Consider the following 12,312-nt stretch of genomic DNA (forward strand, 5'->3'; position numbering starts at 1 on the left):
CCTAACCCGCCAGCGCCGCCTTCTTCTCCTCCAGCTCCAGCCATTCCATCTCGGCGGATTCCAGGTCCGCGCGGGCCCTGTCGGCGGCCTTCATCGTGGCGTCGAAGGCCTTGGGGTCGCGGGTGTAGAGGGTGGGGTCGGCCAAAGTCGCATCGTGTTTGGCGATGGTCGCGGGCAGGGTCTCGATCAGGCCCTCCAGCTCCTTCAGGCGGTGGGCGTCCTTGAAGGTCAGCTTGCCGGGTTTCTTCGCAGCGGCCTGGGCGGCAGCGGCGGGGGCCGGGTTGGCGGCGGCGCGTTCGGCGGCGGCCTTGTCCTGGGGGCGGGGATTGGCGCCGGGCTGGAGGAAGCCGGGGTTCTGGCGGATGAAGTCGGTCCAGCCGCCGGGGGTCTCGACGATGTCGCCGCGTCCGTTCAGGGCCAGGGTCGAGGTGGACAGGCGGTCGATGAAGTCGCGGTCGTGGCTGACCAGGATCAGGGTGCCGTCATAGTTCTCGAGCAGCTCTTCCAGCTTGTCGAGCGTGTCCATGTCGAGGTCGTTGGTCGGTTCGTCGAGGATCAGCAGATTGGCGGGTTTGGCGAGGGCGCGGGCCAGCAGCAGGCGGTTGCGCTCGCCGCCCGACAGGGTCGAGATCGGCTGGCGCAGCTGGGCTTCCGAGAACAGGAAGTCCTTGGCGTAGGCGGCGACGTGTTTCGACACGCCGCGCACTAGGATGGAGTCGCCGCCGCCCGGCGTCAGGGCGTCCCACAGGGTCATGTCGGACTTCAGCCCCTCTCGCGACTGGTCCAGATAGACGGGCTCCAGATTGGCGCCCATGCGGACCGTGCCCTCGTCGGGGGCCAGTTCGCCCAGCAGGGTCTTGACCAGGGTGGTCTTGCCCGCGCCGTTGGGACCGACGATGCCCAGGCGGTCGCCGCGGATGATGCGGGTGGTCAGGCCCGAGAACAGGGTGCGGCCGGCGAAGCCCTTGGACACGTTCTTGATCTCGGCGACCAGCTTGCCGGACGTGGCGCCGGAATCGACGCCCAGATAGAGCTCGCGCGGGGCGTCCTTCATCTTCTCGGCGCGTTCGGCGCGCAGCGCGTTCAGCGAGCGGGCGCGGCCCTCGTTGCGGCTGCGGCGGGCGGTGATGGAGGAGTAGAAGGTGGCGGTCTCGCGCTCGATGGTCTTGGTCAGGCGGCGCAGGGATTCGGCCTCTTCCTCCATGACCTTGGTGGACCATTCGTCGAACTCGACGAAGCCCTTGTTCAGGGTGCGGACGCGGCGGTTCTCCAGCCAGTGGACGGTGTTGGTGACGCGGTTCAGGAAGGCGCGGTCGTGGCTGACGACCAGCAGGGCGAACCGGGCCTGGATCAGCTCGTTCTCCAGCAGTTCGATGGCCAGGATGTCGAGGTGGTTGGTCGGCTCGTCCAGCAGCAGCAGGTCGGGCTCTTCGGCGAAGGCCTTGGCGAGCGCCGCGCGGCGGGTCTCGCCACCGGACAGACCTTGCGTGGATTTCGCCGGATTCAGGCCGAAGGTCTCCAGCCAGGATTCGGCGGTCCAGGTCTCGGCTTCGCCGGACGAGGCGTAGTCGAGCAGGGTGTCGCCGGTGATGATCGGCTCCTGCGGCACATAGGCGAAACGGGTGGCGGACTGGACCGAACGGTCGCCGCTGTCGGGCTCGATCAGGCCCATGACTACCTTCATCAGGGTGGACTTGCCGGCGCCGTTGCGCCCGACCAGGGCCGCACGGCTGCGGGGCTCGACCGCGAGGTCGACGCCGTCGAAGAGGGGGCGCTGGCCGTCCTGAAGGTGGACGTCCTTGAGCGCGACGAGGGGGGGTCTGGCAGCCATGGAACTTTCGATCCTCCCCAGCGGGGGAGGGGGACCGCCGCGAGGCGGTGGAGGGGGCGGAAACGAGAGTGATCTAAGGGGTCTGTCGCGATGACGCCAGCCCGATCCTCCACCGCGTAGCGGGGGAGGGGGACCGCCCGAAGGGTGGTGGAGGGGGCGGACGCATCCTAGGCGTTAGGAAAGGGGCGGCGTCCGACTGCACAGGCCGGTGGGGCGTTCGCCCCCTCCACCCCGTCGGCCAAGCGGCCTCCGCGGTCCCCCTCCCCCAATGGGGGAGGATTGCTTGACGGTTACCGTCCAGCCGGTATGTTTGCGAGCATGGATACGACGACACGCCGCCGCGCGCCCGACGACACCCGCGCCGAGATCATCGACAAGGCGCTGGAGGTGGCGGCCGAACTGGGGGCGTCGGGTTTCACCCTGGATGCGGTGGCGGCGCGGACCACGGTCAGCAAGGGCGCCCTGCTGCATCATTTCCCGACCAAGATCGCCCTGCTGGAGGGAATGGTCGACCATCTGGGCGAAATGCACGCCGACGTCATCCTGGCCGAGGCGGCGCGGGATCCGGAACCCTATGGCCGTAATGCGCGGGCCTATCTGCGGGCCACGGTCAACGAGCCGGTGACGCCGCAGGACGTCAGCATCGGCCGGGTGATCATGGCGGCCTGCGCCATCGAGCCGGTCCTGGGCGAGCGCTGGAACCACTGGATCGCCAAGGTGAAGGTGGACGATCCCAGCGATCCGGTCGGGGCCGACGACGCCCTGCTGCTGCGGCTGATCGCCGATGGGCTGTGGATGTCGGACCTGTTCGGCATCCATCAGGTGTCGCCGGAACAGCGCAAGGCTCTGCTCTCGCTGCTGACGCCCGGTCATCCGATCACGGCGAACGAGGCGTGAGCGTCCGATGAGCCCCGTGACCTGGGCGGCCCTGCTGGGCGCCATAGGCCTGGAGGTGGCGGGGACGACCCTGCTGCAGAAGTCCGAACAGTTCAGCCGGTTGTGGCCGACGCTGGGGATGGGGGTCTGCTATCTGGCGGCCTTCTATCTGCTGAGCCTGGCGCTGCGGCAGATGCCGGTGGGGATCGCCTATGCGATCTGGAGCGGGCTGGGGGTGACGGCCATCTCGGTCATCGGCCTGGTGCTGTTCAAACAGAGGCTGGACCTGCCGGCGGTGGTCGGCCTGACGATGATCGTCGCCGGGGTGGCGGTGATCAATCTGTTCTCGAAGACGGTAGGGCATTGAGGGGGCTCTTTCCTCGTCATCCTCGCCCCTGTGGCGAGGCCCCATACGCCCGGTGTCTGATGCGGCGCGCTCTGTGGACGCACCGGAAGTCCGGATCCTGAGGACAGGCCGCGGGATGACGGCTGGAAAGACGGTCGGGCGCCGAACCCGGCCGGACGCTGGTTAGATTTCCTTAAGTATAAGCGAGCAACGTGGGGTTGGCCCTCGCGTCGTTCCGCTTCCCCCAAGGCGGCGCCGGGGTCGCGAGGTGGGGATCTCAGAATGTCGAACAAGAGCGCGGCCGCGCGGCCAGAGCGCATACTCGAACTGTCCGAGCGACTGAACGCCGTGGCGGGCGAGAAGATCGGCGAGATCGCCTCGGTCAACCGGGCCGCCAAGATGCTGGTCGTCAACGCCCAGGTGGTGGCCGCGCGCAGCGGCGAGGCCGGCCGCAGCTTCATGGTGGTGGCCGAGGAATTTAAGCGGATCTCGGGCCAGATCGACGATGTGGCGGGCGCGCTGGAACAACAGGTCAAGGCCGACCTGACCGAGCTTTCGGCCATAGGCGGGTCGATCCTGGGGCAGCTGCGCGGGCAGAGGCTGGCGGATCTGGCGCTGAACGCCATCGAGATCATCGACCGCAACCTTTACGAGCGAACCTGCGATGTGCGCTGGTGGGCGACCGACAGCGCCGTGGTCGACTGCGTCGCCGAGCCGACGCCGGACAAGGCGCAGCACGCCAGCGCGCGGCTGGGCGTGATCCTGGACGCCTACACCGTCTATCTGGACCTGTGGATTTGCGACCGGCAGGGGACCGTGGTCGCCAACGGCCGGCCCGATCGCTATCCGGTCCAGGGCGAGAGCGCGCGGGACATGGCCTGGTTCAGGGACGCCATGGCGACCAAGTCGGGCGACGACTTCGCCGTGGCGGACATCGTGCGTCTGGCGGGTCTGAAGGGCGCGCCGACGGCGACCTATGCGACGGCCATTCGCGCGGGCGGCCTGTCGAACGGGGCCGTGATCGGGGTGCTGGGCATCCATTTCGACTGGCAGTCCCAGGCCCAGACCGTGGTCGACGGGGTGCGGCTGACGCCCGAGGAGAAGACGCGGACGCGGGTGCTGCTGCTGGATCAGAAACACCGGGTGCTGGCGGCCTCGGACGGGCAGGGACTGCTGACCGAGACCCTGGAGCTGGACGTCGCCGGCGGAACCATGGGCAGCTATGCGCGTGGCGAGCGGACCGTGGGCTACGCCCGGACGCCGGGATACGAGACCTATGAGGGTCTGGGATGGTATGGGTGTCTGGTCCAGGACGCGGCGGCCATCTGATCGCCGCCATCGGATCGCCGCATGTCGCCGTTAGGCGGCGCGTCCCCCAGAGTTCTCGGTCCGTATGCTTTCTGTGCCTGATCCCGTCCGTCCCTATTGGGAAACCAAGACCCTGGCCGAGATGTCTCCGGCCGAGTGGGAGGGGTTGTGCGACAGCTGCGGCCTGTGCTGCGTGATCCGGTTCGAGGACGAGGACACGGGCGAGGTGATCCCGACGCGGGTCCACTGCAAGCTGTTCGATTCCCAGGCCTGTTCCTGCTCGGACTATGTGAACCGCAAGCAGCACGTGCCGGACTGCATCAAGCTGACGCCGCAGAATATCGAGGCGCTGGAGTGGATGCCGAAGTCGTGCGCCTATCGCCGGCTGCACGAGGGGCGGCCGTTGGCCAACTGGCATCCGTTGGTGTCGGGCAATCCGGAGACGGTGCATACGGCGGGGGTGTCGGTGCGGGGACAGACGATTTCCGAGCTGGATCTGGCCGAGCCCGAGGACGCGCTGGATTTCGAAGCGCCGGAATGGGCCGTTGAGCGCGGCTGACGGCGCCACATCGCGGGGGCCAGGTATCATAGCTGGCCGTTCCAAATCCTTGCCCGGCAAGGGTTTGCATTTTTCTCGCCCCCTTCGACGCGCCTGAGTCCGCTGGTGCGCTATGGTTTGGGCATGGCGGGAAATAGGGAAGAGACCGAGGCGGGGGCGGGCTGGCTGGGGGCCGCTGTTCGCGCAATTGCAGGCGCAGCTTCAGGCCGCCGCAGATCGGGTGTGCAACGAAGAGATCGAGAATTCGGCCGGGGCCGAGAAGGCGGCGCGGGCGGTCGGGGTGATCGCGCGTTCGGCGTGCGCCGTCGACGTGCTGCGCCAACGCGCCCGGGCGGCCAGCGAAGAGGACGAGATGGGTGGACGAACCTACGATCCCGACGAGGACGAATGCATTCGACAGGAACTGCTGGTCGAGAGCGCTCGGATCGAGCGCATATTCGAGGGCAAGAGCGCGGGGAGATCTGAATGGCGCGCAGCTGAGGCGGGTGAGGCGCTGGCTGGCGACACAGGACCACCAGCTGTCCCCTAGGACGATCGACTGGCGCACCTGGCTGCTGCTGGGGGGGATCCGGCAAGACCTACGCCGGTTCGGTCTGGATCGACGTGGCGGCGCGGGAAATCTCGGGCCTGTCGCTTGGCGACTGGGGGGCGGCGGTCGCCAAGGCCGTGACCGATTTCGGCGCAGTCGAGGTGGTCGCCGAGGGGGTGCGGATGCTGTGCGGACCCGACGCGCGGGCGCCGGTCGGGATCTGGGACGAAGCGGTCGAAGATGAACGCGGGCTGTTCGTCCGGGGACGGATCATGGACTGGTCGGCCGAGGCGCGGTTCGCCCAGGCGCTGAGCCGAGCGGGGGCGATGGACGGGTTGTCGATCGGCTATCGCACCGCGCGGGCGCGGCGTCAGGGACGGCTGCGGGTGTTGAGCGCGGTGGAGCTGTGGGAGGTGTCGCTGGTGACCTTTCCGATGCTGCCGGGGGCGAGATTCAGCCGTTCGAACACGCCCGCCTGACGCAGGGTCTCGGCGAAGTCGGCGATGATCGGGCGGCCCTTCTTGGAGTGGGCCCAGCGCATCAGCCAGCCGATGAAGACGGCGGCCATGACGAACGGAAGGCGCAGGGCGAAGATCAGGAACAGGGCGGCGAGGGCCGCCAGCAGATAGAGGCCGACCCAGGTGTAAGCGACGGGGCCGAGCGGGGTGCGGGGCGGCGGCGGGGCCGACTTGATCGCGCTTTCGGCGGGAAGGCCGAAGGTCTTGGCGTTGGACTCTGGCGTGGGTGGCAGCTGGAGCTTCTGAAGCACCGTCAAGGGCGGACCGGCGGGCTTGGCGGCGGGCGGCGGTTCGAAGTCGCGCCAACCCGCAGCGTCATGAGCGCCGTCGTCATGGGCGTGCAGGCGGCGCAGCGGGCTTTCGGGCATCAGGGCGACGGGGTCGTAGAGGACGGACTCGCCGGCCGCGTCGAGGGTGAAGACCTCTTCGAACCCGGTCGTGGCGAAGTCGATGGCGCGGGTGTCCTGGCCGTAGCTCTGGCCGTGCAGGGCGATCAGTCGGCCCTGGCGCAGTTCCACCTGGAAGCCGACGGGGTCGGGCAGGTCGCCGACCATGGCGTGGACGGTGCCGAACAGGCCGGTGGCCTGGCGCTGGGTCTCGCTCTTGGGCGGGGGGCGGTGGCGGCTGACGATCAGTTCGGCATAGAGGCCGGCGCCGGTGTTGCGGCGCAGGCCCGGCAGGCTTTCCTGCACCTGACCCGCGAGGTCGGGGGCGAGGTCGCGCAACTCCCACGCCATGGCGTCCATGACCGCGCGTTCGAGGGGCGTGAGCCGGGCCATCAGAGCGCGGGATAGGGGCGGCGACCGGTGGTCTTGGCCGCCGCGCCGTAGTGGTCATGCATCTCACGCAACCAGCACCAGAGGGTGAAGACGAAGCCCGCAGCCAGGAGAGCGATGAAGGTCGGCCAGTAGGAAAGGGGCAATGGGCCCAGCCAGCGCGCCAGATCGCCGATCGGGTCCGCTCGGAACGCCATCAGGACAGTGGTGAACCAGATCAGAAGGCCGAGGATCGATATCGGCGCGGCGAAAATTTGGGGGATAGGCGAACCCCAGTAGGCGATGGCGGCCTGCAACGGTCGAGGCAGGCTTTCGACCGGCGGCTTGCTCGCGATGCGAAGGGTTTCGTGCAGGGGAGCGGGATCGACTCCAGTGGACATCTGCATCCGTTGCAGGGGCGAGAGAGCCCGCATCCGTGCGCGCCGCGCGGGTCTTTCGAGCGCGTTGACGATCAGCTGCAGCAGTATGCCGGGTAGAAGGATCAGGATCGGCAGAAACGACAGCAAGCCGAACTCGTGTCCGCCATTGTGCCTGTCGATGGCGAAGGCCGTGACGGGTATGAACGGCGTCCATAACCAGACCAGTTTGAGCAGCCACGAACGCTCGATGGCCGCCATGAATTTCGAGGACGTGCTGTTCACGCCTCGACACTAACCGCAACCGGCGGTTTTTCAACGGAGACATCATGAGAGAGACCAAACAGGCTTCCGCCTCGCCCATTCTTGCGGACTCTGGGGCGCGCGCCGTGCTGCATGAGATGATGGCGGCGTTCGAGGCGTTCAAAGGGGCGAATGACGCCCGGCTGGACGAGATCGAGAAGAAGACCGGCGCCGACGTGCTGCTGGAGGAGAAGGTGGCGCGGATCGACCAGGCCGTGGCCTCGGCCCAGGCGCGGCTGGATCGGGCGATGAGCCGGGAGAGGCGTCCCCTGATCGGGGGCGAGCCGGTCGAGACCGCGAGCGCCCCCGAGGCCAAGGCGGAGTGGGACGGGTATCTGAAGACCGGCGCCGTGCAGGGGCTGGCGCTGAAGGCCGGGCTGAGCTCGGGGGCGACCTCGGGCGGCTATGTCGTACCGCACGAGACCGAAAGGGCCATTGAGCGACGGCTGATGACCTGTCCGACCGTGGCGGACGCGGGCCAGGCCTGGGGGCAGGTGGGCTATGTGGCGTCGGGCGCGGAGGGCGGGTTCGCTCCGACCAGTCCGGCGGACCGTCTGATCGACCTGATCTATGCACCCAAGGCCCAGGATCGGCCGAACGGCCGGTTCGTCATGAACCGCAAGACGGTGTCGGCCGTGCGCAAGTTCAAGGACGCCGAGGGCAACTACATCTGGCAGCCGGCGACGCGGCTGACCGAGACGCCGGTCGGGGCGGCGCCGATGGGCGTGCGGGCCTGGCGCGGCTGATGGAGGACTGGCCGGATGGCGGATGAGTTCGGGCGTGACGGGATCGACGATGTGGCCTTGCGGGCGGCCGAGGCGGGGGCGGCGCTGGAGGCGCTGAAGGGACCGGCGGAGGAGGCGGCGAACGCGATAGAACAGGCCTTCGGTCGGGCAGGCGACAGCCTGACCAAGTCTCTGGCGCGGGCGGTGCTGAACGCGGTCAATGCGGCGGCGGGTTCGCAGGGCGGACTGAGCGCGGCGATCCAGGCGGCCATGTCGAGCTTCGGCGGGGCGCGGGCGGACGGCGGGCCGGTGTCGGCGGGGGCCGCCTATCTGGTCGGGGAGCGCGGGCCGGAGGTGTTTCGTCCGACGACGGGCGGCGAGGTCAGACCGGTCACCGGCGGCGGGGTGACGGTCAATGTGGCGGTGGACGGCGGGGCGCCGGCCCTGCTGCGGTCCGAGGCCCAGATCGCCCAGATGCTGGCGCGGGCGGTCAGTCTGGGCGCGCGGCGGATGTAGAAACGCCGCCCCGTCGAGGACGGGGCGGCGCGAAGGTCGTCGGGTCGGAAAGGCTTATTCGCCCTTGGGGTTCGGACCGAAGCGGTTCTCGCCCTTCTGGCTGTCGACCAGGCCGATCCACAGCAGGAAGGCCAGGCCGACCAGGCCGGCGATGGCGAACAGTCCGAAGGCCGGACCCATCATGGCCAGGGCGGCCGTGGGGTTGTTCTCGTAATAGTCGGCGTCGCCGCCGCTGGCCGCAATGCCGCCGATCATCATGACGAAGGCGATGATCATCAGCACGATGTTGATGCCGAAGGGCGCCAGCACCAGCCAGCCGCTCTTGCCCATGTCGTGCAGGCGCTTCACCGAAATGGCCAGGTTCGGCCAGATCAGGGCAAGCGAGATCAGGGCGCCGAGGAAGGGAATCCAGCCCAGCACCAGGCTGGCGCCGAAGATGATCAGGAAACCGATCCAGAAGTGCGAACGGCGCAGGCGACCTTCGAACGCAAACATGGCTGTGACGAAGTCGAAGCCGGAGCCGGGCGCGGCTCCGGCGGTCGCGAGTCCGGCGACGCCGGTCGCGGACGGAGCGCCGGCCAGGATCAGGATCTGGGTGGCGGAGGCGCCCTCGGGCACGAAGTCGACACGCAGGCCGGCGGCGGGCACGGCCGGCGACTGAAGCGCGGCGGCGGTGAAGGCGTAGCGGGCGCCGTCATCGCCGCTGATCAGTCCGGACTGGGTCGTGCCGTCGTAGCTGAGGATTTCGCCGCGCACCTGTAACTCCATGAATGGCGCCGGGGGTTGGCGCAGGGGCAAGATCGCCGAGCGTTGCGCGCCCGGCAACCTGAAAAGGCCAAGCTGGCGACTTGTTCCCGTTTTTTGTTCAGCCGAGCCCCTTGGGCGGCGCGCCGTGGAGGTTCACGATCGGCTGCGACGGCAGCAGGCTGACCACGAAGAGGAACAGGCCGCCGATATAGGGGACCAGGCCGATCAGGATCAGCCAGCCGCTAAGGCCCACATCGTGGAAGCGGCGCAGGGTGACGGCGATGCCCGGAATGATCAGGGCCAGATAGATCAGGGCGACGATGCAGATCCAGGCGACGCCCCAGGCCTGCATGTCGCGACCGGTTTCCGCCTCGGCGACGACCAGGCCGAGGACAGGCATGGCCGCTAGCAGCAGGACCAGGAACTGAAACAGGGCGAAGGACCAGTATTCCTTGCGCCGGGCGCGGCCGTTGCCGTCGATATAGGCGGTGGTGACGCAGCGAACGAAATAGCCCCAAAGCCCCAGGTCGGGCTGGGGCGGATAGACGGTCGGGGCGGGCGGCGTCGGATCGCGCAGCAGGATCAGGCTGTGGGCTTGGCCGTCCTCGACGACGAAATCGACGCGGCGTCCGGCCGCGAGCGCGGGGTCGGTCGAGGTGAAGCCATAGCGTTGCAGGTCGTCGCCGCTGACCAGGCCGGAGCCGGTCTGGGGGTCGTAGCTCAAGATTTCGCCGCGCAAGTCAGTCTCCGCAACCCGGATGGAGAGAGGCTTATGGGGTGGATCAGGCGCCGGCTTCAAGCCGCAGGGGGCGGGTTCGCCCGGGAGGGGCGCCAAAGCGATTGTCGTGAGTCTGTCCCGGCCAAAAACCGATCAGACTGACGAAAGTCAGTTGAATGAGCAGGACGAGAGCCCCGGCGCCGACGGCGGTCGCGGCCACGGTCTGGAATGCGCGTGTCGAAGGGCCCGAGTCGATGCTGATCGCCAGCACGCCATAGACGCTGCCCATGATCACGATGACGGTGGCGACCTGTACCACCAGGGTGATCAGTCCGAAGGGTATGGCGACGAGCCAGCCGGTGCGACCGATGTCGTGAAGACGCTTGGTCGTGACGGCCAGATAAGGCCAGAGGGCTGCAACAAAAACGATCCTGGGAAGCTGGTCGGCTTCGGGAAGCAGAGCCAGCAGCCCAAACGCCGCCAGCTGGATCAGGACCATGACGAGAATCGCCGTCCAGAAGTAGGCGCGTTCCATGCGGCCGTTCAGGGAGAAGAGACGGTTTCGCCAGTCGCGCGGTGTGATCGCCGAACTGGTCGCCGGTTTCGGCGCGACGCGGCGCGCGACCGGAGCGTGGGGAAGAAGAACCGGCTCGCGGGCCTCGCGTCCGTCGATGATGAAGTCGATGCGGCGCCCCACGGCGAGGTCAGGCGTGAGGGAGGTGAAGCCGTAGCGTTGCAGGTCGTCGCCGCTGACTAGACCGGAACCGGTCTGGGGGTCGTAGGTCAGGATCTCGCCGCGCAAGGCCGTGTCCGGGAAGGCGCGGACTGGAAGCGCCGCCGTACAGGTTTGGCCCGGCGGGCGCATCAGCACAACAGGAGATTGAGCATGGCGGCCTTTCACGAGGCGCGGCTGCCCGCGCGACGGACGAGGGGCTGGCGGTGCTTTGGACGCCGCGCGTGCGGCTGTACGGCGACGGCTGGGACGGGGAGCCGACGCCGGTCGATCCGATGCGATTCCGGCTGAGGGTGTTGGACGGGGAGAGCGTTGTGCGAGCGGACGAGGCGGTCGATGCGCGCCATGTCTATGCGGCGGGGACGGTTCCGGCGGGGGCGCGGATCGCCGTCAGCCAGTGGGGCGAGGGGGTCGGCTAGGGTGTCGAGGCGGAAATAGAGGCGCTGTGAGCAAATATGCCGGGTCCGGCCCTTTGCGGGGGCGGGGGCATGGCTTAACTGACGGCCTCGGTTTTCAGTTGGAGCGACAACGGCGTGGCAGGCGACCCCTACAAGGAACTGGGCGTTTCGAAGGGCGCGAGCGCGGACGAGATCAAGAAGGCGTTCCGCAAGCTGGCCAAGGAACTGCACCCCGACAAGAACCAGGGTGACAAGATCACCGAGGACAAGTTCAAGCGGGTGACGGCGGCCTTCGACATCCTGGGCGACGCCGAGAAGCGGGCCAAGTACGACGCCGGCCAGATCGACAACGACGGCAACGACCAGTACCGCGGCTTCGGCGGCGGCGGCCGCGCGGGCGGAAACCCGTTTGGGCAGGGCGGGGGCTTCGGCGGGTTCGGCGGCAGCGCCGGCGGTCCGGGCGGCCGGGCGAACTTCGAAGGCGTCGATCTGGACGACCTGTTCGGCATGTTCGGCGGGGGCGGGCGTCAGCGCGGCGCGCGCGACTTCACCGCACGCGGCCAGGACGTGAAGGCGACGCTGGACATCAGTCTGGAGGACGCCATCGCCGGGGCGACGCGGCGGATCCAGTTTTCGGACGGGCGCACCCTGGACGTGACCATTCCCAAGGGGGCGTCGGACGGGCAGAGCATCCGGTTGCGCGGCCAGGGCTCGCCGGGACGGGGCGCCGAGAACGGCGACGCCCTGATCGAGCTGAAGATCGAGCCGCACCCCATCTACAAGCGCGACGGGGCGGACCTGACCATGGACCTGCCGGTGTCGGTCCCCGACGCGGTGCTGGGCGCCAAGGTGCGCGTGCCGACGCCCGAGGGCGTGGTGCAGATGACGATCCCGGCGGGGTCGAACTCGGGCAAGATCCTGCGGCTGAAGGGGCGCGGAGCGTTCGCGCAAGGACGGCGCGGGGACCTTCTGGCGCGGCTGGTGGCGACCCTGCCGGACGAGCCGGACGAGGCCCTGACCCGGTTCGCCGAGGAATGGCGGGCCAAGCGGCCCTATACGCCGGGACGCTGATC

At 68.6% G+C, this 12,312-nt stretch carries 15 protein-coding genes and 1 pseudogene; 10 read left to right on the top strand and 6 right to left on the bottom strand.

The features are described 5' to 3' along the window. Nucleotide 1 precedes the first annotated feature (1 nt). Entirely contained in the window at nucleotides 2-1,831 is a 1,830-nt protein-coding gene (locus tag ACIQ1T_RS10890) for an ABC-F family ATP-binding cassette domain-containing protein (protein WP_395944569.1), read from the bottom strand. Nucleotides 1,832-2,149: 318 nt separating this feature from the next. Between ACIQ1T_RS10890 and ACIQ1T_RS10895 the strand changes: the two genes are divergently transcribed. From ACIQ1T_RS10895 to ACIQ1T_RS10920, 6 genes are all read left to right on the top strand, one after another. Continuing rightward, nucleotides 2,150-2,728 carry a TetR/AcrR family transcriptional regulator gene (locus ACIQ1T_RS10895; protein WP_395944570.1) on the top strand — a complete coding sequence of 193 codons (579 nt, stop codon included), beginning with the start codon at nucleotides 2,150-2,152 and terminating at the stop codon, nucleotides 2,726-2,728. 7 nt (nucleotides 2,729-2,735) lie between these two features. Then, the gene (locus ACIQ1T_RS10900; protein ID WP_395944571.1) at nucleotides 2,736-3,074 is read left to right on the top strand and encodes a DMT family transporter; all 339 of its coding nucleotides are present in this window, start codon (nucleotides 2,736-2,738) and stop codon (nucleotides 3,072-3,074) included. Between the two features lie 261 nt (nucleotides 3,075-3,335). Next, on the top strand, nucleotides 3,336-4,382 hold the full coding sequence (locus ACIQ1T_RS10905; RefSeq protein WP_395944572.1) for a chemotaxis protein: 1,047 nt from the start codon (nucleotides 3,336-3,338) through the stop codon (nucleotides 4,380-4,382). Nucleotides 4,383-4,446: 64 nt separating this feature from the next. Beyond that, complete coding sequence (locus tag ACIQ1T_RS10910; protein WP_395944573.1) at nucleotides 4,447-4,920, top strand: YcgN family cysteine cluster protein; 474 nt, start codon at nucleotides 4,447-4,449, stop codon at nucleotides 4,918-4,920. Nucleotides 4,921-5,107: 187 nt separating this feature from the next. After that, the gene (locus tag ACIQ1T_RS10915) at nucleotides 5,108-5,449 is read left to right on the top strand and encodes a hypothetical protein (RefSeq protein ID WP_395944574.1); all 342 of its coding nucleotides are present in this window, start codon (nucleotides 5,108-5,110) and stop codon (nucleotides 5,447-5,449) included. Nucleotides 5,450-5,523: 74 nt separating this feature from the next. Further along, a complete protein-coding gene (locus ACIQ1T_RS10920; protein ID WP_395944575.1) occupies nucleotides 5,524-5,928 on the top strand; it encodes an HK97 family phage prohead protease in 405 nt (134 codons plus the stop codon). Here the strand turns inward: ACIQ1T_RS10920 and ACIQ1T_RS10925 are convergent. Next, nucleotides 5,820-6,746: a hypothetical protein gene (locus tag ACIQ1T_RS10925; RefSeq protein WP_395944576.1), complete on the bottom strand. Its 927-nt coding sequence runs from the start codon at nucleotides 6,744-6,746 to the stop codon at nucleotides 5,820-5,822. The two genes, ACIQ1T_RS10920 and ACIQ1T_RS10925, sit on opposite strands and share 109 nt — an antisense overlap. Continuing rightward, complete coding sequence (locus ACIQ1T_RS10930) at nucleotides 6,746-7,360, bottom strand: hypothetical protein (protein ID WP_395944577.1); 615 nt, start codon at nucleotides 7,358-7,360, stop codon at nucleotides 6,746-6,748. Before ACIQ1T_RS10930 ends, ACIQ1T_RS10925 begins: the two co-directional genes overlap by 1 nt. Nucleotides 7,361-7,428: 68 nt before the next feature. On the opposite strand from ACIQ1T_RS10930, the pseudogene ACIQ1T_RS10935 reads away from it, so the two are divergent. Continuing rightward, nucleotides 7,429-8,085: pseudogene (locus ACIQ1T_RS10935) on the top strand (phage major capsid protein); the annotation flags it as partial. Between the two features lie 78 nt (nucleotides 8,086-8,163). Then, nucleotides 8,164-8,643, top strand: a complete 480-nt coding sequence (locus ACIQ1T_RS10940; RefSeq protein WP_395944578.1) for a phage tail tape measure protein — start codon at nucleotides 8,164-8,166, stop codon at nucleotides 8,641-8,643. A 54-nt stretch (nucleotides 8,644-8,697) separates the two neighbouring features. Here ACIQ1T_RS10940 and ACIQ1T_RS10945 read toward each other — a convergent pair whose 3' ends face one another. The 3 genes from ACIQ1T_RS10945 to ACIQ1T_RS10955 all read right to left on the bottom strand — a co-directional run bounded on the left by ACIQ1T_RS10945 (nucleotide 8,698) and on the right by ACIQ1T_RS10955 (nucleotide 10,910). Then, on the bottom strand, nucleotides 8,698-9,399 hold the full coding sequence (locus ACIQ1T_RS10945) for a DUF805 domain-containing protein (RefSeq protein WP_395944579.1): 702 nt from the start codon (nucleotides 9,397-9,399) through the stop codon (nucleotides 8,698-8,700). Between the two features lie 109 nt (nucleotides 9,400-9,508). Beyond that, nucleotides 9,509-10,129, bottom strand: a complete 621-nt coding sequence (locus ACIQ1T_RS10950; protein WP_395944580.1) for a DUF805 domain-containing protein — start codon at nucleotides 10,127-10,129, stop codon at nucleotides 9,509-9,511. 43 nt (nucleotides 10,130-10,172) lie between these two features. After that, entirely contained in the window at nucleotides 10,173-10,910 is a 738-nt protein-coding gene (locus tag ACIQ1T_RS10955; protein WP_395944581.1) for a DUF805 domain-containing protein, read from the bottom strand. Between the two features lie 137 nt (nucleotides 10,911-11,047). On the opposite strand from ACIQ1T_RS10955, the gene ACIQ1T_RS10960 reads away from it, so the two are divergent. Both ACIQ1T_RS10960 and ACIQ1T_RS10965 read left to right on the top strand, forming a co-directional pair. Beyond that, on the top strand, nucleotides 11,048-11,260 hold the full coding sequence (locus tag ACIQ1T_RS10960) for a hypothetical protein (protein WP_395944582.1): 213 nt from the start codon (nucleotides 11,048-11,050) through the stop codon (nucleotides 11,258-11,260). 114 nt (nucleotides 11,261-11,374) lie between these two features. After that, nucleotides 11,375-12,310 (top strand): DnaJ C-terminal domain-containing protein, encoded by a 936-nt coding sequence (locus ACIQ1T_RS10965; protein ID WP_395944583.1) that lies wholly within the window; start codon nucleotides 11,375-11,377, stop codon nucleotides 12,308-12,310. Nucleotides 12,311-12,312 lie beyond the last annotated feature (2 nt).

It is taken from the genome of Brevundimonas sp., from assembly GCF_044336875.1.
Taxonomy (GTDB): domain Bacteria; phylum Pseudomonadota; class Alphaproteobacteria; order Caulobacterales; family Caulobacteraceae; genus Brevundimonas.

Excerpts from the sequence above, each read along its gene's own strand:
- ACIQ1T_RS10890 (WP_395944569.1), bottom strand. The coding sequence starts at position 1,831 with ATGGCTGCCAGACCCCCCCTCGTCGCGCTCAAGGACGTCCACCTTCAG.
- ACIQ1T_RS10895 (WP_395944570.1), top strand. The coding sequence starts at position 2,150 with ATGGATACGACGACACGCCGCCGCGCGCCCGACGACACCCGCGCCGAG.
- ACIQ1T_RS10900 (WP_395944571.1), top strand. The coding sequence starts at position 2,736 with ATGAGCCCCGTGACCTGGGCGGCCCTGCTGGGCGCCATAGGCCTGGAG.
- ACIQ1T_RS10905 (WP_395944572.1), top strand. The coding sequence starts at position 3,336 with ATGTCGAACAAGAGCGCGGCCGCGCGGCCAGAGCGCATACTCGAACTG.
- ACIQ1T_RS10910 (WP_395944573.1), top strand. The coding sequence starts at position 4,447 with ATGCTTTCTGTGCCTGATCCCGTCCGTCCCTATTGGGAAACCAAGACC.
- ACIQ1T_RS10925 (WP_395944576.1), bottom strand. The coding sequence starts at position 6,746 with ATGGCCCGGCTCACGCCCCTCGAACGCGCGGTCATGGACGCCATGGCG.
- ACIQ1T_RS10930 (WP_395944577.1), bottom strand. The coding sequence starts at position 7,360 with ATGGCGGCCATCGAGCGTTCGTGGCTGCTCAAACTGGTCTGGTTATGG.
- ACIQ1T_RS10940 (WP_395944578.1), top strand. The coding sequence starts at position 8,164 with ATGGCGGATGAGTTCGGGCGTGACGGGATCGACGATGTGGCCTTGCGG.